The 20,494-nt window shown below is 63.4% G+C and carries 19 protein-coding genes; 8 read left to right on the top strand and 11 right to left on the bottom strand.

Annotated features, from left to right (window positions below; genetic code table 11):
- The first annotated feature begins 4 nt into the window (after nt 1–4).
- From ABD188_RS18595 to istB, 4 genes are all read left to right on the top strand, one after another.
- Nucleotides 5–610 carry a cysteine hydrolase family protein gene (locus ABD188_RS18595; protein ID WP_344065890.1) on the top strand — a complete coding sequence of 202 codons (606 nt, stop codon included), beginning with the start codon at nt 5–7 and terminating at the stop codon, nt 608–610.
- A gap of 202 nt (nt 611–812) precedes the next feature.
- Nucleotides 813–2,054, top strand: coding sequence for a ricin-type beta-trefoil lectin domain protein (locus ABD188_RS18590; protein WP_344065887.1), 1,242 nt, complete (start codon nt 813–815; stop codon nt 2,052–2,054).
- 193 nt (nt 2,055–2,247) lie between these two features.
- Nucleotides 2,248–3,459, top strand: coding sequence for an IS21 family transposase (gene istA / locus ABD188_RS18585; RefSeq protein WP_344065884.1), 1,212 nt, complete (start codon nt 2,248–2,250; stop codon nt 3,457–3,459).
- Complete coding sequence (istB, locus tag ABD188_RS18580) at nt 3,459–4,256, top strand: IS21-like element helper ATPase IstB (protein WP_344065881.1); 798 nt, start codon at nt 3,459–3,461, stop codon at nt 4,254–4,256. The genes istA and istB overlap by 1 nt, the downstream gene beginning before the upstream one ends.
- 292 nt (nt 4,257–4,548) lie before the next feature.
- Here the strand turns inward: istB and ABD188_RS18575 are convergent, their stop codons facing one another.
- From ABD188_RS18575 to ABD188_RS18555, 5 genes are all read right to left on the bottom strand, one after another.
- On the bottom strand, nt 4,549–5,718 hold the full coding sequence (locus ABD188_RS18575; protein ID WP_344065878.1) for a serine hydrolase domain-containing protein: 1,170 nt from the start codon (nt 5,716–5,718) through the stop codon (nt 4,549–4,551).
- Nucleotides 5,715–6,686 (bottom strand): glycoside hydrolase family 68 protein, encoded by a 972-nt coding sequence (locus ABD188_RS18570; RefSeq protein WP_486348059.1) that lies wholly within the window; start codon nt 6,684–6,686, stop codon nt 5,715–5,717. Before ABD188_RS18570 ends, ABD188_RS18575 begins: the two co-directional genes overlap by 4 nt.
- Before the next feature lie 75 nt (nt 6,687–6,761).
- A complete protein-coding gene (locus ABD188_RS18565) occupies nt 6,762–7,586 on the bottom strand; it encodes a carbohydrate ABC transporter permease (protein WP_344065870.1) in 825 nt (274 codons plus the stop codon).
- A complete protein-coding gene (locus tag ABD188_RS18560; RefSeq protein WP_344065867.1) occupies nt 7,583–8,491 on the bottom strand; it encodes a carbohydrate ABC transporter permease in 909 nt (302 codons plus the stop codon). Before ABD188_RS18560 ends, ABD188_RS18565 begins: the two co-directional genes overlap by 4 nt.
- Nucleotides 8,492–8,569: 78 nt before the next feature.
- Nucleotides 8,570–9,865 carry an ABC transporter substrate-binding protein gene (locus tag ABD188_RS18555; protein WP_344065863.1) on the bottom strand — a complete coding sequence of 432 codons (1,296 nt, stop codon included), beginning with the start codon at nt 9,863–9,865 and terminating at the stop codon, nt 8,570–8,572.
- Between the two features lie 279 nt (nt 9,866–10,144).
- On the opposite strand from ABD188_RS18555, the gene ABD188_RS18550 reads away from it, so the two are divergent.
- Nucleotides 10,145–11,173 carry a LacI family DNA-binding transcriptional regulator gene (locus ABD188_RS18550; RefSeq protein ID WP_344065860.1) on the top strand — a complete coding sequence of 343 codons (1,029 nt, stop codon included), beginning with the start codon at nt 10,145–10,147 and terminating at the stop codon, nt 11,171–11,173.
- A gap of 47 nt (nt 11,174–11,220) precedes the next feature.
- On the opposite strand, the gene ABD188_RS18545 is transcribed toward ABD188_RS18550, so the two are convergent.
- The 5 genes from ABD188_RS18545 to ABD188_RS18525 form a co-directional block, all read right to left on the bottom strand.
- A complete protein-coding gene (locus ABD188_RS18545; protein WP_344065857.1) occupies nt 11,221–12,249 on the bottom strand; it encodes a helix-turn-helix domain-containing protein in 1,029 nt (342 codons plus the stop codon).
- 72 nt (nt 12,250–12,321) lie between these two features.
- Nucleotides 12,322–13,305: an alpha/beta hydrolase gene (locus ABD188_RS18540; protein WP_344065854.1), complete on the bottom strand. Its 984-nt coding sequence runs from the start codon at nt 13,303–13,305 to the stop codon at nt 12,322–12,324.
- A 2-nt stretch (nt 13,306–13,307) separates the two neighbouring features.
- Nucleotides 13,308–14,141, bottom strand: coding sequence for a carbohydrate ABC transporter permease (locus tag ABD188_RS18535; RefSeq protein WP_344065851.1), 834 nt, complete (start codon nt 14,139–14,141; stop codon nt 13,308–13,310).
- Nucleotides 14,138–14,986 carry a carbohydrate ABC transporter permease gene (locus ABD188_RS18530; protein ID WP_344065848.1) on the bottom strand — a complete coding sequence of 283 codons (849 nt, stop codon included), beginning with the start codon at nt 14,984–14,986 and terminating at the stop codon, nt 14,138–14,140. The genes ABD188_RS18535 and ABD188_RS18530 overlap by 4 nt, the downstream gene beginning before the upstream one ends.
- Before the next feature lie 131 nt (nt 14,987–15,117).
- Nucleotides 15,118–16,653 (bottom strand): ABC transporter substrate-binding protein, encoded by a 1,536-nt coding sequence (locus ABD188_RS18525; RefSeq protein ID WP_344065841.1) that lies wholly within the window; start codon nt 16,651–16,653, stop codon nt 15,118–15,120.
- A 162-nt stretch (nt 16,654–16,815) separates the two neighbouring features.
- Here ABD188_RS18525 and ABD188_RS18520 point away from each other — a divergent pair, with 162 nt between their 5' ends.
- Nucleotides 16,816–17,694: an alpha/beta hydrolase gene (locus tag ABD188_RS18520; protein WP_344065838.1), complete on the top strand. Its 879-nt coding sequence runs from the start codon at nt 16,816–16,818 to the stop codon at nt 17,692–17,694.
- Nucleotides 17,695–17,748: 54 nt separating this feature from the next.
- On the top strand, nt 17,749–18,924 hold the full coding sequence (locus ABD188_RS18515; protein WP_344065834.1) for a serine hydrolase domain-containing protein: 1,176 nt from the start codon (nt 17,749–17,751) through the stop codon (nt 18,922–18,924).
- Nucleotides 18,925–18,932: 8 nt separating this feature from the next.
- Here ABD188_RS18515 and ABD188_RS18510 read toward each other — a convergent pair whose 3' ends face one another.
- Nucleotides 18,933–19,412 (bottom strand): MarR family winged helix-turn-helix transcriptional regulator, encoded by a 480-nt coding sequence (locus ABD188_RS18510; RefSeq protein ID WP_344065830.1) that lies wholly within the window; start codon nt 19,410–19,412, stop codon nt 18,933–18,935.
- Nucleotides 19,413–19,538: 126 nt separating this feature from the next.
- Here ABD188_RS18510 and ABD188_RS18505 point away from each other — a divergent pair, with 126 nt between their 5' ends.
- Complete coding sequence (locus ABD188_RS18505) at nt 19,539–20,456, top strand: SDR family oxidoreductase (protein WP_344065827.1); 918 nt, start codon at nt 19,539–19,541, stop codon at nt 20,454–20,456.
- Nucleotides 20,457–20,494 lie beyond the last annotated feature (38 nt).

The following is a 20,494-nucleotide window of genomic DNA, read 5'->3' as shown; positions in this document are numbered from 1 at the left end:
CATCATGACAATCGACATCGCACACGCTGCCGTCATCGCCGTCCATCTTCAGAATGACATCGTCCAGCCAGACGGCGCGTTCGGTCCCTTCTTCGCAGCCAGCGCTTCCGAACGCGGAATCGTCGAGAAAGGCGCAGCTGTGCTCGAGGCCGCACGTGCCGCCTCGCTTCCCGTCTATTACACCCGCGTGGGTTGGGATGCCGGCCACGAAACTCTCGTCACAAACTCACCTTTGATGAGCATCGTCGCCGAACACAAGTGCTTGGTGAATGGCACCTGGCAAACGGAGATCCTCGAGGCGGTCCGTCCCGGCGACCGCGACATCGTTCTCACCAACGAGCGTGTCAGCGGATTCGCCGGGAGCATTCTCGAACAGCTGCTGCGAGATCAAGGCATCAAGACCGTGGTCATCTTCGGCGTGGCTACCAACGTCTCCGTCGAGAGCACCGTGCGATCCGCCGCAGACCTCGGCTTCAACGTCGTGCTCGTGGAGGATGCGAGTTCGGCAGCCACTCAGGAGATCCATGATGCGACGATCCAATCCCTCGTGCTGCTCGCGACTATCGCAACAAGTCAAGAACTGATCGCGGACTTGGCGGTATCTGTCTGACTCGTTCGGGATCCTCGTCGAATGCAGTCTTGCCCCTGCAGGGCGGATCTTGAGCTAAAGCTTGGTCTTAGTCTAAGAAGACGATAAAGTCGGGGACTGCCAAGTCGGACGAGCGGACTGTCTCTGCGAGTACGGCCACGGCGGCTCTTGACCGAATCCGAAGATTGGAGCGTCTATGGCCCGGCGTGCGAAGTTCCCTCCAATGGCAAGACTGCTGGCAACGTTCGTGGCAGCTCTCAGTCTTTCCGTTCCGATCTCCGCTGCTGCTGCGACCACGCCTGATCAACCGCCTGTCGGGATAGTGCTGGGCCCAGGCGGCTCGTGCCTCGATGTGGCGGGGGCTGAGACCGCCGACGGAACGTCCATTCAGTTGTACGAGTGCAACGGCACACCCGCGCAGACGTGGCAGCCCTTTGCCGACGGAACATTACGAGCGCTCGGCAAGTGTCTCGACAGCGGCACGTACGGGAACTTCGGATATCTCGTTCAGCTCCGCACTTGCGACGGGAATCGTGCACAGCGTTGGATCGGCCAAGAAGATCAGCTTGCGACATCGACGGGCAATGGATGCATTACGGCGACGACCGATTCCGAACTGGGCATCCGCGGGTGCGTCGACGACGAGACCCAGCGCTTCGCTTTTCCCGTGGCCAGGGGACCGTTGGTCGGACTCGGAGGAATGTGCCTGGAGGTGGGGCCGCCAAGTGGAGCTGACGCCAGCCGCGTCAGCCTGCACACCTGTACTAATGCAGATGCGCAGTCCTGGTCACGTCCGACGGACGGCACGGTCCGATCGCTGGATAAGTGCCTCGACGTTGTTGCTGCGGGCAGTGCGAATGGCACGCGTGTTCAGGCATACCGCTGTAACGGAACTGCCGCTCAACTCTGGAATCTGCACGCCAATGGCACCTTGCTCAATCCGTCCACTGGCAAGTGCCTGGACGTAGATGGCCCGCGAGGGCGGGATGGCGCTCCCCTGCAGATCTGGGACTGCTTCAGTGGTGCGGATCAGCAGTGGGGGGCCGCCGTATGGTCGGCGCGCGACGGAGCTCGAGCGCCAGCGCAGTGGCAGTACGGCCCAGCGTCGTTCGTCGGCGCTTTGCGTGCTGATCGCGTAGGTGTGGAGTCCGGGCAGCTCTTCATCGACGGAGCGACCCAGGGCACCGTCCAGGGGCGTCACGGCACTCAAATCTCCGACGGGGCACTGCGCACGTCGGTGACGAGTGTGTCGGCCACGTGCAATGCGGTGCGACTGGATCTGGGGTCGGTGACGGCGTTCGGCGCCGCCGGTGGCGACGCGACGACCATCCCTTCCCTCACCATCCGGTTGGCCCCGGACCGCACCGAGAAGAACGCGTCACTCCGTTACTGCGCGATTGCGGTCGCGTTGAGGGCCGGCGCTAGTCCCCAGGACATTGCGCGCCGACTCAACGCCATCCTTTGAGTGCTGGCTCGACGCTATGGGCATCAGTCCGGCGATGATGCGCCTCGGGCCTTGCGCAGAAGATCGCCCGGTCGAGTTGCCAGAGGAGACAAGAAGTTGCTCCTTCTGAACTTGGGGTCATGAGCGGTTGTCGACGACGCTCGAAAACTGGACAGTAACGACGGTTGAAAAGTGAACACTCAACGATTGGAGAGTGATCACTTTGGAGGATTGGGCGCTGATCAGGAGGCTGGCGGCGGAGGGCGTGCCGAAGGCGCGTATCGCTGAGCGGTTGGGGATCTCGCGAACCACCGTCGTGAAGGCGGTGCAGTCAGATGCGCCGCCCAGATATGAGCGGCGAGCGGCCCCGACGTCGTTCTCTCCGTTCGAGGCGCGGGTGCGTGCCCTGCTTGAGAACGATCCGGAGTTGCCGGCGGTGGTGATCGCCGAGCGGGTCGAATGGCCGGGCTCGATCACGTGGTTCCGGGAGAACGTGAAACGGTTGCGACCGGAGCATCGCAGAATCGACCCTGCGGACCGATTGACCTGGGATCCCGGTGACGCGGCCCAGTGCGATCTGTGGTTCCCGCCTAAGAAGATCCCGCTCGAGGACGGCACGACAAAGCTGTTACCGGTGCTGGTGATCACACCGGCATATTCGCGATTCATCACCGCCAGGATGATCCCGACGCGCAAGACCGAGGATCTGCTGCTGGGGTCATGGGAGCTGATCCAACAGCTGGGTCGGGTTCCGCGCCGGCTGATCTGGGACAACGAGCCCGGCATCGGCCGCGGGAAGCGACACGCGACCGGGGTGGACGCGTTCATGGGAACGCTGGCGACGAAGCTCGTGCTGTTGCCACCGAAGGATCCGGAATCCAAGGGTGTCGTTGAGCGTCGCAACGGATGGTTCGAGAAGTCGTTCATGCCCGGCCGGTCGTTCACTTCACCGGCGGACTTTGACGCGCAGTTCACGGCATGGTTGGAGCGGATCAACGGCCGGGTGGTGCGCACCACGAAGGCGGCGCCGGTCGATCGATTGGACGCGGATCGGGCGGCGATGCTGCCGTTGCCGCCGATCCCGTTGCATCTGGGATGGCGGAACCGGGTCCGTCTCGGACGGGACTACTACGTCCGACTCGACACGAACGACTACTCCGTCGATCCACGGATCATCGGACGGCTCGTGGACGTGTCAGCCGACCTGGACAGGGTCAGAGTCCGCGCAGACGGGCGGGTCGTCGCCGACCACGCGCGGGTCTGGGCGCGAGGGATGACCGTCACCGATCCCGGGCACGTGGAGCTCGCAGCCCGTCTTCGAAAGCAATTCCAGCACCCTCGCGCTGTCGTCGCAGGCGATGACCTGGCCCGGGACCTGAGCGACTACGACCGAGCGTTCGGTCTCGCCGGTGAGGAGGCCGACTGATGGCATCGACGAAGACAACGGACGCCGCGAAGCAGATCACCTATCTCGCCAGCGCTCTGAAAGCACCACGGATCAACGAAGCCGCCGGCCGGATGGCTGATCAAGCACGCGACGCCGGATGGTCGTTCGAGGACTATCTCGCCGCCGTCCTCGAACGGGAAGTGAGCGCCCGCAATGCGTCCGGCGCGGAGCTGCGGATCAAAGCCGCCGGGTTCCCGGCCCGGAAGACGCTCGAGGACTTCGACTGGGATGCCCAACCCGCGAGTCGGCAGCAGATCGCGTCTCTCGCGTCGGGCGGGTTCCTGCTGGAAGCCCGCAACGTCGTGCTGCTGGGTCCCCCCGGAACCGGGAAGACCCATCTCGCGACGGCACTCGGGATCGTCGCTGCACGGCATGGGCATCGGGTGTTGTTCGCGACCGCGACGGACTGGGTCGCTCGCCTCACCGACGCGCACCGGCAGGGCCGGCTCCCGCAGGAGCTCGCCCGGTTGCGGCGCTACGGGCTGATCATCGTCGACGAGGTCGGCTACCTCCCGTTCGAGCAAGACGCCGCGAACCTGTTCTTCCAGCTCGTCTCATCTCGCTACGAACACGCGTCGCTCGTCCTCACCTCCAACCTGCCGTTCAGCGGCTGGGGCGGCGTCTTCGGCGACCAAGCAGTCGCCGCCGCGATGATCGACCGAATCGTCCACCACGCCGACGTCCTCACCCTCAAAGGCGCCAGCTACCGGCTCCGCGGGCGAGGCATCGACAGCCTCCCCAGTATCCGCACCACCACCGACGAAACCCGTCGCTAGACTGCCCGCAACCGTTCACTTTTCAAGCGCCGAAACCGTTCAGAATTCGAGCGCCGTCGACAGCGGTCAGACCGCAGACCGAAAGACTCGTCCGTTCCCGGCCCCGTCGCAACGCGGAGCTCATTCCGGTTCATCGTCTCCCGCCACACCACAACAACTTTACGTCGCGGAAGTCGAGCTGTCAGGGAATACCGACGTCACTCGGCCTCGTCGCAGTCCTTGATATCACGGCTGGTGGGCGCGCCCACGTGGCATGAAGTTATCGAACCGAATTCCCCGTCACTGGCGCACGTCACGCGAGACAGTGCCTGAGCGCGTCAATGATGCTCGTCGCTCGGAGGTCGTCAATCGCCTCCATCTGGTTTGTGAGGAAGGCGAATCCGATGCCGAACTCTGGGTCAGCGAAAGCCGACTGGCCGCCGGCGCCATCGTGCCCGAATCCCGACCGGCCGAGGTATCGGCGAGCCTCCGAGTCGAGCTGGAATCCCATTCCCCATCGGGGCCACGGGGCCGGAACATCCCAAACGGGAGGACCTTCGCTCTGTGGGACTGTGGCGACAGCGGCGGTGGCGTCGTCGAGAAGTCGAACCCCATCTGTGTTCGTGATCGTTGATGACCAGATGCTCGCCAGTGCACGCGCCGTGGAGATTCCCCCGGCGCCCGGGATCTCTGCAGCCTGCACCGCGGGATCGTTGAAACCCTCGCCGGGGGCGACCAACTCGGGGGGCAGGGCCAAACCTAACGTCATTGCCTGCAGGCCCCAGTCGATCGTGTCCGGCTTTCGCGCGGCGGCTTGTTGTCGGGTCAGCTCGGAAAGGGTCGATCCGACCTGCATGGAAGCCACTCGGGCACTTTGGCGGCTTGGTAGCCCGATCCATGCATCCGCATTAAGCGGTGCCGCGACCAGGTCGGAGAAATACTCGCCGACGCTGCGACCGGTAATCCGCCGGATGACTTCGCCGATAAGCCAGCCATGTGTGATCGCATGGTACGCGTAGCCAGTTCCTGGCTCCCACAATGGCTCCTGTGCCCCTAATTGGCGCACAACCGTGTCCCAATGGATGATCTGACCAAGTTCGAGGGGCTCACGAGGCGCAGACAGGCCGGAGCGATGGGCCAGGAGATCCATCACCCGCACGCCGGATTTTCCCGCGACGGCGAACTCGGGCCAGTATTCCGCAACGGGAGCTTGGTAGTCGAGGAGTCCGTCCTGGACCAGTCGGGCCGCGAGTATCGACACCAATCCCTTGGTGCACGAGAAGATCACGCTCAGCGTGTCTTTCCTCCAAGGAATCCGCTGGCTTGGGTCTGCCAAGCCGCCCCAGAGATCGGCGACGACTTCGCCGCGGAAGCGGATTGCGAGCGCCGCGCCCATTTCGGGTTTTCCTCTGAAGCTGGCCTCGAACGCGTCGCGGACGGGCTCCAGTCCTGTCGCAACCGTGCCGTCTAGCTGCACATTCATGCTCTGCCCGCCCGCATTGCCAATGACGGTGCTCCGTCGTTCGCTGGCCAATCGATTGGGTGGGGGTCGGACAGCATCCCAACGAACTCGTCATTGTCGGTGTGGTTCCGAAAGGCCAGCAACACCCATTCGCCCGTTCGGTCCCGCACCAGCCGCCCGCTGTAGAGCGATTCATCGGTCAGAAGCGTCGCTTGGCCCACTGGATAGAGCGCGGTAGCCGAATCCAACTCGGCAACCCATATACCCCCCGTCTCGCCTTTGCGGGTACCGGCAAGGGTCTGACTATCGCAGGAGAAAAGGAGGACAGTGCGGTCTCCGATCAGCGTCACTTGCGGGACCTCGAGGTGAGCGAAGCCGGCTCCCGGGAGGCTCAGCGGAGGTTGCACGTGCCACGTTTCCAGATCGTGAGAGGTCGCGTGGCCGATGACGCCGCGGTCGATCTCGTCGCCTTCGTTCGCCCTTGCCGTGACCAACATGTGCCACCCGTTGCCGTCGGGGTCGGCGAATACCCACGGATCGCGCCATGCCTCTTCGGGCCAGCCGGAGTCGCCGAGCGTTTCGTACCACCGCGAGTCGGCCTGGGTGATGGGTCCGGGGGCCTTGGTCCACGTGTGGAGGTCAGTCGAGATGGCGACTCCCACGGTCTCGACGTTCGTGTGGGTGTCTGGACCGAGGAATCTTGTCCCCGTGTAGAACATCCGCCACTGCCCGTCTGGACCGCGAAGAATGCTGCCCGTCCAGGTGGCTGTCTCGTCGAAGCTTCCCTCGCTCCCGGGTTCGAGGACCACTCCGAGGTCGGTCCAGACTCTGAGGTCGCGCGATGTGGCGTGACCGATCTTCGCGTTGCGGTGGCGGAGATGCTGGTCCCCGAGCGACTTCGGCGCGTGGAGGTAGAACATATGGAACAGGTCGCCGTCGTCGGCCAGCCAGAAGTCCCACACCCAGTGGGTGTCGAGCGAAAAGGTCATCGGGTCCGGATTCTTTTTGGGGGTCGTGGCGCGTCCGAAGGACGACCGGGGAGGAAGCGGGATGGGAGTGACCAATCAGCCCTTGACCGCCCCTTGCAGGAGGGCCTGGATGAACTGACGCTGGAAGATGACGAACACGATGATCGTCGGGATGATGATGATGAGCGCGCCTGCGTTGAGGAGCGGGATGCTGCTTGAGTACTGACCTTGGAAGAACGTCAACGCGCCTGCCACCGTGCGCTTCAGCGGGTCGGCCACCAGCACGACGGGGAGCAGGAACTGATTCCAGGTCCACAGGAAGAGGAGGATCGCGAGGGCCGACATCGCTGGCCGGGCCAACGGCAGTTGAACTCGAAGGAACTCCTGCATAGTTGTGGCTCCGTCGACACGTGCGGCTTCGGAAAGCTCCGACGGCACGCCGATGAAGTGAGCCCGCATCCATACGATCCCGAAGGGCATGTACAGACCGATCAGCGGGAGGATGATCGCCCACTGGGTGTTCAGCACTCCTATGGCTTCAATCTGGTAGTAGAGAGGGATGATCAGGGCCTCGAAGGGGATGGTCAGGCCGAGGATGAGGAAGACGAAGAGGAACCGGCCACCTCGGATCCGCAGGCTTCCCAGCGCGTAGCCCGCCAAGGTCGCGAAGAGAAGGCTGATCGGGATCACGAAGATCACGATGAACAGGCTGGATCCCATTAGTTGCCAGACGTGCCCCGTCTCGAAGGCTGTCAGGAAGTTGTTCCATTGCGGATCGGTCGGCCATTTTAGACCAGTCGGGTTCTCGTTCGCCGGTTGAAGCGCGGCGGAGAACATGCTGATCAACGGAAGCAGCGTCATGGCAAGCACGACGACGAGTACCGCCCGCCCGATGTAGATCTCGGACTTGTTGACGATCATCGTTCACCCGCTCTCGCGAGCCTCTGAATGGGTAGCACGCAGATGAGCACCAGCACCATGAGAACGATCCCGAATGCCGAGGCGAGACCGACCTCGCTCTGCGTGAATCCAATGCGGTAGATGGAGATTCCTGGGACGAGTGTCGCACGGCCGGGCCCGCCCAGCGTGGTGGTGTAGATGATGTCGAAGCTGCTCAGAGCAGCGATGACGGTCAAGGTGACGAGAACGGCGATCTCCTGGCGGAGACCGGGCAAGGTGATCGTGAAGAACTCACGCCACCAGCTTGCGCCGTCTAGACGGACCGCCTCGTAGAGAGATTGGTCGATCTTGCCGATACCGGTGAGGAACAGAACGGTGCACAGCCCGGTAAGTACCCATGATCCGATGAGCCCGACGGCAGGCAAGGCGGTCTGGAAATCCCCGAGCCACGGTCTGGCCAGGAAGCCGAGGCCCACCGCGTTCAGGATCTGGTTGACCGCACCGGTCTGCGCATACATCCACGACCAGGCGATGCCCGCTGCGGCGAGCGGGATGATTTGGGGTAGGAACAATACTGTCTGCGATGCGCTCGAGGCGAATCCAGGTTTCATCGATCGGATGAGCGTCGCTAGCATGAGCCCCGAGCAAACGGGGATGATCGTGAAGAACGCGATCAAGAAGAATGCGTTGCGGATCGATCCGAGCAATGTCGGGTCGGTGAAGACGCGGAGATAGTTCGCGAAACCGACCCACTCTGAAGGGCCAACCCCATTCCATCGATAGAACGAGTACTGCGCTCCAACGATGAGCGGATAGATCACGAATCCGCAGTATGCGAGCAGGGCGGGGAGGGCAAAGAGCCATCCGATGAGGTTTCCCCGTCGGGCTGCAGCTTTTGCAGCCCGACGGGGGGCAATCGAAGTCATCACGTCAGTGGGTCCTCAGCGCACTCGGCGCGCATTGACTTGCGGCCGACGCCTTTCGTTCGATTGCTGCAGCGATCATCAGCCGGCGAGTTCCTGTGCGTAGAAGTCCTGCACGGCTGTCACGAATTCCTGACCTGTGATCTTGCTGGTGACAAGGAGTTGCGACTCGGGAATGATCGCACCCGCATAGATGCCGGCTGTGGCGTTGGCCATGAAGTCGACCTGGCCGTTTTCCTCGTTGATCTGGGCCGACATTGCCAATGCGTTCTCGATGAGTGAGCCGGGTGCGACCTCAGGCAGCGGCAGGCTCGGATCACCGCCGGGCGAGGCCCCCGTGACGTCAGTCACGATCTGGCGCGCCTTCGGATCAGTGTGGATCCAATTGAGGAAGTACACGATCTCATTGAGGTGTTTCGAGCCCGCGGCGACGGAGAACGAGTTGGCGGCGCCCATGGCGACGTGGTCCCCACCATCTTCGACCGGCGGCACGAGGAAGAACTGGACGTCGTCGCCCATCTTTGCCTGAGTGTCTGCGGCGGCCCAGTTGCCGTTGAAGGTGAAGAGCCCCTCCCCTTCCTGGAAACGCGTGACGAAGGAGGGGTAGTCGATGGCGTTGATATCGGTCGGGAAGTAGCCCGCATCGGCCCACTTGCGAACCAGGTCCGCACCCTCAACGTTTCCAGGCGTGTCATACGTCGCGTCGGGGACGTTGAAGATCCAATCCGCCATCTCCTGGCGGTCGCCATACTGGTTCATCGCTGCCTGGACGACGAAGTTGACGACGCCATCCTTATCGCCTGCCATGATTGGCAGGACGCCCGCGGCCTTGGCGGTTGCGAAGTCCTCTTCGAGTTCTGCCAGCGTCGTGGGTGGCGCATCGATGCCCAGCTGATCCGCGAGTTTCGTGTTCATGTAGATCCCGGTGACGCTGTAGCCGAGGCCGAGTTGGTACAGCGAGCCTGAGCCTCGCACATTGTCTTCATTCACCCGCAGGGGCGCCAACTGGGCGGGAGACCAGGTGTCCCATCCGTAGGCGTCAAAGTAGGGGTCGAGGTTCGCGAGCAACCCGTCCTTGACTGTGTCACCGATTGTTGGGAGCCGGATCAGGTCGGGTGGCGTGTCCGCGGCGAGAAGCTTCGGGGCATTGGCCGTCAGGTTCTGGAACGTGTCGCGCGTGACGTTGAACGTGATGTTCGGATGCTGCTTGGTGAACTCAGCCGTCAGATCATCGGTAAGAGGGAAGCCGGTCTCGTCTGCGATCGTGAGCTCGACGTCCTCGGTGGTTAGTTCGGTACTGACAGCTGTCGAATTGGTCGGAGCTGGGCCCGACCCTCCTGGGGCGCAACCGGCGAGGGCAAGCGCGCCTACGGCCAAAGCCGCGAGAGCGCCGGTCGTGCCTCCGAATCGAGCACGTGAGCGAGAGGTTGACATCTCGATTGACTCCTTTGTCTTGTGATGCAGATCTCGGCCAGCCATCAGCGGTCGTGCGTGGTGCCGCGGTGGCCGTGTGTTGAATCTGGCCGAGTGCCGGAGGGTGCCGGCGGCCCGGTGCTAAATGCTTTTAGCATGGTCTAATAGTGTGGGGGTGATCACGGCTTGTCAAGCCAGAAAAGTAATCAACTGGGGTAGCGTGACCGAATCGTAAGGAGTGTGATGTCCGGAAAGCGCGCGACGCTCGCCGATGTGGCTCGCCTGTCCGGCATGTCCATCACAGCGGCTTCGATGATTCTCAACGGGCGGCCTGACACCCGTTTGTCGCAGGATGCGCACGATCGAGTCAATGCCGCCGCGCAAGCCCTCGGCTATCGGCCGAATGTCGCTGCGCGGGGCCTCCGCACCGACAAAACACTCACAATCGGGTTCATCTCGGATCTCGTCGCAACCACTCGCTTCGCCAGCGGTTTGATCAAGGGCGCGTTGGAGGCGGCAGAGGCCGCTGGCCACGTCGTTCTGCTGCTAGAGACGGGCGGCGATCCTCAGCGTGAGGCGGAGGCGATCGCTGCCGTTCTAGATCGGCAGGTCGACGGCATCATCTTTGCGACGATGCGCGCCCGCGAGCTTTTCGTCCCGGAGCTCCCGTCCGCTACCGCAGTCGTCATGCTCAACGCTTCGAATCGACTCCACGCCATGTCCGTGCTGCCAGACGAGGAGGCGGGCGGCAGGCGGGCGGTCCAGCTTCTGATTGAGCGCGGTCACCGCGACGGCATAGCCCTGATCGGGCAGAACGACGAAGTCGAACGCGACAAATTTCGATCGGTGACTGTGGCGCGGCGCGTCGCCGGCATCCGGAGCGAGATGGCCAAGAACGATCTGACGTTCATGTCGGAGGAATCGATCTGGCTGTGGGAACCCGAGGGCGGATACAAGGCGACGAGAGCGCTCTTTCGTCGCAACCAAGCGCCCAGTGCCTTGTTATGCCTGAACGACCGAATTGCGTTCGGTGCATACCAGGCGCTCGCCGAAGAGGGGTTGCGAGTCCCTACCGATGTCTCCGTCGCGTCATTCGACAATGACGAGTTGGCGGCGTATCTGCGACCCGGTCTGACGACGGTGGCGTTGCCTCACGAGGCAATGGGCAGGCGGGCAGTCGAGTTGCTTCTCTCACAGGAAGCGCAGCGGGAAGTGTTGATCGAAATGCCGGTCGTGGAGCGTGAATCAATCTCAGTCCCCTCGTCCCGGTGACGATTTCGCATTCCCCTCCCGGCGTCGACGAATGTGGTCGGCGGAGCTCAGCCGTCGCTCGAAGTCGGCACCGCGAGACGGTGAAGCGCAAGCGCGATCATGAGACGCGTTCGGCCTTCGGCCGTCCCCAGCTTGAAACCCAGCGTCTCTTCCACGCGCGTTTGGCGCGTCTGAACAGTCGAGTGGTGCAGTCCGAGGGCGGCCGAAGCTGCTCGACTGCTGTCAGTTCGCGCCAGGGCCTCCAGCAGATCGAGACCCCATTCGCGGGCGGCCGCACCGACGGCGGCGACGTCGGGGTGGCCCTGCGATGCTTCAGCAGGAACATCCGCGAGCAGCGCAAGACCGCCGAGCGCTTCCCAGCGCACGATCGGCACCAGCGGGTTCGCGAGTCGGAGCGAAACCTGCGCCTGGGCCCAGGAGCGCGGCAAGTCCTCGAGCGTCACGACGGAACCGACACCCGCGAGAAGTCCGCTGGGGAAGGTCAGTGTCTCGATGATAGATGCTCGGACGTTTCCCACTGGCGTCGAGACGAGAGCGGACCGACCAGCGTAGGGGGGAGGTGCGGCAGCCGGCGAAGCGACAATGCTGACGAGTGCTGATTCCGGCAGCCGTAGGCGACTGGCGGCCTTTCGCCGCGCGTCGCGGGACGTCTTAGAGAGCAAGATCTCAACGGCGCCGGCGTCGTCTTCGATGCTGAGGGGTGAGATTCGCTCGAGCGTGAGATGGACCCCGGCCGCGAGTCGTTCGAGGAGAACGGAGTCGATGACGCTGTTCTCGGATCGTTCGACCCAAACGAGCGCTCCGGATCCATCGTCGAGCTCCTTGTGCGCCCAGGTCTTGATCAGGTCCAGGTCGTCGACGGGCTCGACAGCGCGCCCACGCTGATCGATTCGCAACCAGAGTTGGTGCTGCGGATGGGCGAGTCCCGCGGGGTACCCGGACAACACGGCGGCACCGCGAACAAATGACTCCAGGCCGGCGCCTTGGCTCAAGAGCGTGTCGAAATGAAGGATGATCTTCACTGCGGCACTGGCGTCTTCGTCGACCGCGCTCAGTCGCTGAAGAAGCTCCTTCATCGCCACTCGCCTTCATTGCGTGGTGGGTGTCGTCGCCTCGTTCTGCTACGGGACGATTCCGAGCCGCCAAGCTCAAGGCCGCCCGGTGAATCCCAGAGTACGGTCCATCCAGTTGAGAAGGGAGTTTGCGGCGCCCTGAGCGATAACTGTGTGCTCAAACGTGACGAATCCGTGGAATCCGCCCGACCACACGTGCAGGTCTGCTTGGCCTCCGTCTTTCCAGATTCCGCTGGCAAACTCGACGACCTCGTCGCGGAAGACCTCGGCGCTGCCAACTTCGAGGAAGGCCGGCGGGAGTCGGCCGAGGTCCGATGCACGGGCGGGTGCAGCGTACTCAGGCACCTCATCAGTTCCGTAGAGAGATCCGAGCACCGACCGCCATCCCAAATCGTTCTCGGCGGCGTTCCACAAACCCGTCGAGAATTGGCGAGTGGACGGTGAGGTTCCCCGGTCGTCCAACATGGGCGCCAAAAGTAGCTGACCGCCGAATGTCGGACCTCCCCGGTCCCGAGCCATTAGCGTGACGGCGGCAGCCAGCCCGCCGCCCGCGCTGATTCCGGCGATCAGCCCGTTCGACAGGTTGAGCTTCAATAAGTCGGAGTTGTTCGCCAGGTACTCGTACGCTGCGTAGCAGTCTTCTTGCGGGGTCGGAAATACGGCCTCTGGTGCCAGGCGGTAGTCGACCGTCGCGATCACAGCGTTGTACCGGTTGATCCAATCCAGATACACGTCGAAGCCGCTCCACCGATTGCCCATCATCATGCCCCCGCCGTGGATGTAGTAGATCAGCGGGCTAGTGAGGGTGCGCTCTGGGCGATGCACGATTGAAAGTCCGATCGCTTCACCGTCGTAGCTTCGGACTTGGTGATCCTCACGAATCAGCCCCAGCTGTGTGATCCGTTCGACCGCATCCGCCGCGGCGGCATCGTCCTCGGCTCGCTTCGAGGGGATGTCAGCCAACGTGATGGGCGACGTCTGCTGGAGCTGCATGGCGAACGCGGCAGCGATTTCCGGGTCGAACGGCGGTGCCGGCACCGGTTGGTTGCCAGAGGACACGGTCATCCCTTCACCGACCCCTGGAGTAGCGCGGAGACGAATAGCTTCTGCAGGAAGATGAAGACCAGGATCGTTGGCAGCATCATCAGCACTGCAGCGGCACAGATCAGCACCAGGTCAGTACTGTGTTCTCCCTGGAAGGCCCCGAGCGCCCCGGCGACGGTGCGCTTGAGCGGGTCATCCATCATCACCAGCGCGATGATGAATTGATTCCAGGTCCACAAGGAGAACAGCACCGCAAGGGAGGCGATGGCCGGCGCGGCGACGGGCAGATGGATGTAGCGGAGGGCTTTCCACGACCCTGCGCCGTCGATGGAGGCCGCTTCGCCGAGTTCCTTCGGCACACCAAGGAAGTGGGCGCGCATCCAGAACACTCCGAACGGAAGGTAGAGCGCGATGAGCGGCAGAGCGATCGCGAATCGCGTGTTGACCAGATGCGCGTCCCGCATCAAGTAATAGAGGGGCGTGATCAAGCTTTCGTATGGGATGGTCAGGCCCAGCAGAAACAGAAGGAACACGAAGGGCGCCCCGGGGATTCGAAGCTGCACGATTCCATAGGCGGCCATCACCACGAGCAGAATTGCCGCTGGCACAACCATGACCACCAGAAGCGCGCTCGAGAACATCAGGGTTGGAAGCTGCGCTACTTGGAACGCCGTGACGAAGTTCTCGAAATGGGGTGGGCTCGGGATGGTCAAACCGGTCGGAACCGTCCCAGAAGGTTGCAGTGCAGTGCCGATGAGCGCGACGAACGGTGCGAGCGTGATGATCACGAGCAGGAAGAGCACGATGCGACCGGTCCAGGGCCGCGGCGGGCTTGTTCGAATGGTACTCATCGTTTCTCCGCCATCAATCTCTGTACCGGGATGACCACGATCAGCACGAGAATCATCAGCACAACGGCCATTGCCGATGCAGCACCGATGCGGTTTTGTGCGAAGGCAATCGTGTAGATGTCCATTCCGGGGACCATGGTCGCGACCCCGGGACCACCCTTCGTCATGACGTAGACCACGTCGAAGCTGGCCAGCGCAGCGATGAGCGTCACGGTGACGCACACCGTGAGCTCTGCTCGGACGCCGGGGAGCGTGACCGCGAAGAACTCGCGAACGGGTCCCGCACCGTCAACCTTGGCTGCGTCGTAGAGGGTGGAGTCGATCTTTCCCATCCCTGTGCTCAGCAGCATCGTGCACAAGCCGATCAGCAGCCAAGTGCCGACAAAGCCGACGGCCGGTAGAGCCGTGTCGAAGTCCGACAGCCATGGCTTGGCGAGCGCGCCGAGTCCGATTGCGCGGAGCGTTTCGTTGATCGGTCCCTGAGGCTGGTAGAGCCACTCCCACGCGATGCCCGCACCCACGAGGGGGATGACTTGTGGCAAGAACAGGACGGTCTGCGACACGCGTCCCCATCGCGATGTCATGCCCCGCGTGACTGCGGCGGCAAGCAGCGCCAGAGCCACCGCCAGGACGGTGTAGAAGAACATCAGCTTGAACGCGTTGGCGATCGCACCCAATCGGTTCGGGTCGCTGAAGACCTCGATGTAGTTGTCGAACCCGACCCACTTCGATGGGCCAATGCCGTTCCATTGGTAGAACGAGTACTGGACCGAGAGGGCGAAAGGCTGGATGACGAGCCAGGCGTAGACGCCCAGCGCGGGGAGTACGTAAAGCCAACCGGACATCCGGCGGAGAAGGGAGCGTGTCCGCCTCCGCCTCAGGCTCGGTGCCGGCCGCACTCGCTCCGCATTGGAGGGAGTGCGGCCAGCCCCGACGTTGGACCGTGGGGCGGGGCCAGCCTCAGTGTGAGTCACAGTTAGCGTCCGAGCTCTGTCTCGTATTGCTTCTGCACCGACGCGACGAACTCATCCGGCGTCATCTTGTTGGCCAGCAGCAGCTGAGAGTTCGGGCCGATCGTTGTCGGCCAGATGCCCGCGGTCGCGTTCGCGATGAAGTCCATAGCACCGCCCTGGTCCGAAACCTCAGTGCCGAAGGGCAATGTCAGGCTGGCAAGCGAGCTCGGGTCGATGGTGGGCAGCTCCAGGTCTGTCGGTCCGCCCGGGTTGGATCCTGCCTGAGTCACGACGATCTCGCGGGCTTCTGGGTCGGTGGCGACCCAGTTGAGGAAGTAGGCGGTGGTTGCCGCGTTCTTCGCGGACTTGGGCAGGACGTACGTGGACGGCGACGCCATGGCGACAAGGCTCCCATCGGCTGTCACCGGGGGGAAGGGGAAGAAGCCGAATGTGTCGGTGCCTCCAGCGCCGTCATAAGCCGCGTTGTTCCAGTCGCCATCCAGGATGAAGACCGCCTTGCCTTCGGCGAAAGTGCTGACCATGGTTGGGTAATCGATCGCGTTGACATCGGGTAGGAAGTAGCCCTTGTTGTTCCAGTCCTGCAGCATGGTCGCGGCCTCGACAGCGGAGTCGGTCTCATACGTGGCATCGGGAACCTGGTAGATCCAGTCCCGCAGGTCGTCGACGCCGGGCAGCTGGTTCTGGATGCCTTGGAGCGGGAAGCTGGCATTCCATCCCTTGTTGCCCATCGACATGGGTGTCAGCCCAGCTGCCACCGCATCGTCCAGCAGGGCAACGAAGTCGTCGAGGGTTTCGGGCGGGGTTGTCATTCCGATCTGCTCGGCCAACTTCTTGTTGTAGTACACGCCGGTGACGTTGAAGCCGATTCCCATGCCATAGAGCGAACCCGCGCCGCGCGTGCCGTCGTCGTTGACGCGCATCTGACCCAGAAGCGACTGGGGCCAGTCATCCCAGCCGAAGGCAGCAGCGTACGCGTCGAGGTTGGTGATCGTGCCGTTCTTCGCCTGCTCAGCAACGTTTGGATAGCGCACGAGATCAGGCGCATCGGGCGACGCGATGATCTTCGCCGCGTTCGCGGTCAGATTCTGGAAGTTGTCTTCCTTGATGTCGAACGTGACGTTCGGATGCTGCTTCGTGAACTCTGCGGCCAGCGACTTGACTGCGGGGGCGCCGCCGGACTCGAGCAGCATCGACACGACGACGTCATCCGATGTGAGCTCGGCGCTGACATCGGACGGGGTTTCGGTCGAGTCGGGTGCTGAGCTGCCCGGTGCGGCGCAGCCGGCGAGTGCAAGAACGCTGACCACACCTGTTGCGACGAGGAGCCCCAATGGGCGATAGCGGTCAAGTGGACGGTTGGATTCGGGCATCGCATCTCCTTTGACGGTGACGGGCGTTTGTCTGGTGGCGCCCTCGTGCCAGTGTTTCGATTTGCGGTAGGCGAGCGTAACCGCCATTGCGTCGCAAGAGCGAGCATTCGGACGCCAGATGGCGGTTTTGCCGCACGATGCCCCAAGCACAAGATGATGAAGGTCCACGCCGAAGTCGCCCTGTCGTCGTCGAACCGAGACCCGAGACGGCATCCGAGCCGACGATTCGAACCCGAAAGGACGCATATGGACTTCCACGAGCGTATGGACCCGGAACATCGTGCGGCACTTGCCGCCGTGGAGGGACTGTTCCCGGCGGACTATCCGACCATGGATGTGGTCGATCGTCGAGCCACTTCGGTGGCCATTCTCGATGCAATTCTCCCCGCGAAGGCGGAGTCTGAAACGGTCACGTGGCAGGATCACCATGCCGGTGAGGGAGACGAGACGGTGCTGGTTCGGGTTTACCGCCCACGGACAGCAGATGACCCGAGGCCCGCCCTTTACCTCATTCACGGCGGGGGAATGTGGGCCGGGACCATCGATTTCGAACACCCCACCGCGCTGCGCCTCGCCGAGACCCTGGGGTGCATCGTGGCGTGCGTCGAGTACCGACTCGCGCCCGAGCACCCATTCCCGGCTCCTGTGGACGATTGCGTGAACGGCTTCTCATGGTTGACCACCAACACGGACACGCTGGGCATCGATCCGAATCGAGTGGTGATCTTCGGCGCCAGCGCCGGTGGTGGACTCGCGCTGGGCACCACTCTGCGCGTCCGCGATTCAGGCGGCATCTTGCCCAGCTTCGTCCTGGCCATAGCGCCAATGATCGACGACCGGACCGCCACTCCATCCAACGGCGAGTTCGACGAGCTGGGCGCACTCCTTTGGGACGGGTCGAAGAACCGAGAAGGATGGTCGTGGTACCTCAGCGGGGGATCGGCCGATCAATATGCGGCGCCTGCTAGGGCGACCGACCTGGCTGGATTTCCGCCAGTCTTCATCGACGTGGGTGAACTCGATCCATTCCGAGACGAGGACATCGCATTCGCCCTTCGCCTCCTACAAGCGGGAGTGGCGACCGAACTGCACGTGTACCCCGGACTTGCGCACGGCGTCGAGGGGATGGCCCCTGAAAGCGCGTTGAGCAAGTTGATCGAATCGACCCGACTTGAGGCGTTGCGCCGAGCTCTGAAGGTCCTCGGATGACCGAGTCAGCGGTCGGGCTACCATCCGACGCCTTCTCCTTCGGAGTGAAGTGCCATGGCCGCTAGTGCGACGGCGGGTGTGTCGGAAGGATTCGGGGCCGTCGCAGCGGCTTTCCACCGCAACTTCGTGGAGCCTGGGGAAGACGCGGCAGCCGTTGCGGTTTTCCACCGCGGTGTCAGGGTCGTCGACCTGTGGGACGGGACAGACGTCGTCAACGGTCGCCCCATGCCGGAAGACGGCCTGATGATGGTCGCGTCGGCCAGCAAGGGAATCACCGCCACGGTCCTGGCTGCGCTGGTGGATCGGGGCGCCATTGACCCGATTGCTCCCGTGGCGAGCTACTGGCCGGAATTTGCAGCCGGCGGCAAAGAACACATCACCGTCGCGATGCTCGCGTCGCACACCGCCGGACTGCCATATCCGCCCTTGGGGACGGGCCTCCAAGGACTTGACCTGCATCGCGGGGAAGCGGTTACGGCCGCACTTGCGGGCGCCGAGCCGCTGTGGGAACCAGGAACCGCTATGGCCTACCACCCCGTCACCTACGGAACGTTGCTCGACGAAGTGGTGCGCCGAGCGACCGGTTCATCAATCGCAACGCACGTTCGCGCCCTGATCGCCGAACCACTGAACATCGACATGTGGATCGGCCTTCCGGATGCGCTTCATGGGAGGGTGGTCCCCGGTCGCTGGGAAGGCATCAGCCCGATGGTCCCGGTCGAGGATCCGGCTGAGCCTGGATCGTACGCCGCGCAACGGCAGGCGTTCATGCGCGAGAACCCACCCATGGATCCGGACTTCTCTGATGCCGACGAGGTTCGTGCTCACTACAGCGCCGAACGCCCTGGCATCGGAGCGATCACCGACGCTCGCGCGCTCGCGTCGATGTATGCCGCATTGCTCGGCCCCGTCGATGGCGTTCGACTGGTCAGTGACGAGACGATGCGACTGGCAACCGAGCCGCGCACTGACGATGTCGAGACACTCATCGAGAGTGGTACTGCGGGGCCCGATATCCGGTTCGGGCTCGGCTACCAGCTCACGTCACCCAGCATGCCTGGCTTCGGACCCGCATCCTTCGGACACACCGGTGCGGGCGGCCGCCTGGGCATCGCGGACGCCGAGTACGAGATCGGTTTCGGCTACATCTGCAGCCGAATGCGCAATATCGGACCCCACGGAGACATGCGGTGGAAGACGCTCATCGACGCGGTGCGGGACTGTCTTTAGGGGCTCGCTCACGTAGGAAAGGCGATCAGTTCAAGCAGTTCACTGAGGGCCGCGCGCTGTGCCGGGGCAACGTGGGCATGCAGTTCGCGTTCGGCCGCGCGAGTGTCCCGTTGAGCCGCGCCGAACAGCTCTCGGCCTTCGGTCGTGGCGACCACGACGTTGGTCCGACGATCCGCGGGGTTTGCCTCACGACGAACGAGGCCTCGCTCTTGGAGATCGTCGACGAGGGCAACAACCTGACTGGGATCCAGGCGGAGGAATGCGGCAAGATCCCGCTGAGATGGGCGAATCTCGTCGACTACGAGCGCAAGGACGGAGTAAGACCTCACCCGCAGGCCGTGCCCGGCGAGGGCGAGATTGCCAGCGGCAAGCGCGAGCGCGTTGGCCCTGGCGAGAAGAAAGCTCAGGTCTTCCGCCAGGGGGGAGTTGCGCATGCGTTCGTCGGCCGAGAGCGATGCGTCATCCATGGTTTCCATCCCGCTTGCCATACGCCTTAGTATACCGAATAGTTTAGGCAGGCAATGATTGACATTGCCAATAGTTGCGGATAGTAATAGTTGACTCGATGTCCCTTTCGGGTTGAGTCTCGTCGTACTACGCACGAAGGAGTGGTCATGTCTTTGGACGGCAAGGTAGCGATTGTCACCGGATCCGGGCGCGGTCTGGGTCTCGCGTACTCGCAGGAGCTCGCCCGGCGCGGGGCATCCGTCGTCGTGAATGATGTCGACGAGCAGACCGCAGCTGACGCGGTCGCGTCGATCGAGGCCGCGGGCGGCAAGGCTGTCGCGGTCGTCGCTCCGGTGGGTCCGACCGAGACTGCGAGGAAGCTCGTCGCTGCGGCGGTGGAGAGCTTCGGGCGACTCGACATCCTGGTTACGAATGCCGGTGTGCTGCGCGACACGGTGCTGTGGAAGATGAGCGACGACGACTTCGACACCGTGGTGAACGTGCACCTGCGCGGGACGTTCACGTGCGTCCGTGAGGCTGTGACGTATATGCGCGAGCACGAGGTCGCCGGTCGCATCGTCTGCATCGGGTCGCCGACGGGTCAGCGCGGCAACTTCGGTCAGACGAACTACGCCGCGGCCAAGGCTGGCATCGTCGGCATGGTGCGCACGTGGGCGCTCGAGCTGAAGCGCGCAGGTATCACGGTGAACGCGGTCATTCCGGTCGCGGCCACGGCGATGACGGCGACGGTGCCGTACTTCGCGGCAGCGGTCGAAGCCGACGCGGCAGGGGAGGCGATGCCGGCGTTCTTCCGCCACGACCTCGGCTTCGGTACGTCGGACGATGTCGCGGGGCTTATCGCGTACCTCGCGTCGGATGCCGCGGCCGGCGTCACCGGTCAGGCGATCGGCATCGGTGGGGACCGGCTGCAGGTCTGGTCGCATCCTGAGGCGGTGGCGACGGCATATCGGGACGGCGGCTGGTCGTACGACGCTCTCGACGCCGACTTCACCGCCGAGTTCGGTGGGCAGCTGCAGACGGTGGGCGAGACGTTCCCACCGCTGCCTGACGGGCTGCAGAGGTGACATGCGTTTCGTCTCGCTTCGCTCGCTCAACGACCGGT

It is taken from the genome of Microbacterium pumilum, from assembly GCF_039530225.1.
GTDB lineage: Bacteria > Actinomycetota > Actinomycetes > Actinomycetales > Microbacteriaceae > Microbacterium > Microbacterium pumilum.
The sequence above is the reverse complement of the archived record's forward strand: the minus strand, read 5'-3'. Positions and strand labels throughout refer to the sequence as shown.

What these genes read in the sequence shown, in the direction of transcription:
- ABD188_RS18510 (WP_344065830.1), bottom strand. Translation starts at nt 19,412, where the DNA reads ATGGCAAGCGGGATGGAAACCATGGATGACGCATCGCTCTCGGCCGAC.
- ABD188_RS18570 (WP_486348059.1), bottom strand. Translation starts at nt 6,686, where the DNA reads ATGACCTTTTCGCTCGACACCCACTGGGTGTGGGACTTCTGGCTGGCC.
- ABD188_RS18565 (WP_344065870.1), bottom strand. Translation starts at nt 7,586, where the DNA reads ATGATCGTCAACAAGTCCGAGATCTACATCGGGCGGGCGGTACTCGTC.
- ABD188_RS18590 (WP_344065887.1), top strand. Translation starts at nt 813, where the DNA reads ATGGCAAGACTGCTGGCAACGTTCGTGGCAGCTCTCAGTCTTTCCGTT.
- ABD188_RS18595 (WP_344065890.1), top strand. Translation starts at nt 5, where the DNA reads ATGACAATCGACATCGCACACGCTGCCGTCATCGCCGTCCATCTTCAG.
- ABD188_RS18515 (WP_344065834.1), top strand. Translation starts at nt 17,749, where the DNA reads ATGGCCGCTAGTGCGACGGCGGGTGTGTCGGAAGGATTCGGGGCCGTC.
- ABD188_RS18535 (WP_344065851.1), bottom strand. Translation starts at nt 14,141, where the DNA reads ATGAGTACCATTCGAACAAGCCCGCCGCGGCCCTGGACCGGTCGCATC.
- ABD188_RS18545 (WP_344065857.1), bottom strand. Translation starts at nt 12,249, where the DNA reads ATGAAGGAGCTTCTTCAGCGACTGAGCGCGGTCGACGAAGACGCCAGT.
- ABD188_RS18530 (WP_344065848.1), bottom strand. Translation starts at nt 14,986, where the DNA reads ATGTCCGGTTGGCTTTACGTACTCCCCGCGCTGGGCGTCTACGCCTGG.
- ABD188_RS18505 (WP_344065827.1), top strand. Translation starts at nt 19,539, where the DNA reads ATGTCTTTGGACGGCAAGGTAGCGATTGTCACCGGATCCGGGCGCGGT.
- ABD188_RS18575 (WP_344065878.1), bottom strand. Translation starts at nt 5,718, where the DNA reads ATGAATGTGCAGCTAGACGGCACGGTTGCGACAGGACTGGAGCCCGTC.
- ABD188_RS18520 (WP_344065838.1), top strand. Translation starts at nt 16,816, where the DNA reads ATGGATGTGGTCGATCGTCGAGCCACTTCGGTGGCCATTCTCGATGCA.
- istB (WP_344065881.1), top strand. Translation starts at nt 3,459, where the DNA reads ATGGCATCGACGAAGACAACGGACGCCGCGAAGCAGATCACCTATCTC.
- ABD188_RS18560 (WP_344065867.1), bottom strand. Translation starts at nt 8,491, where the DNA reads ATGACTTCGATTGCCCCCCGTCGGGCTGCAAAAGCTGCAGCCCGACGG.
- ABD188_RS18550 (WP_344065860.1), top strand. Translation starts at nt 10,145, where the DNA reads ATGTCCGGAAAGCGCGCGACGCTCGCCGATGTGGCTCGCCTGTCCGGC.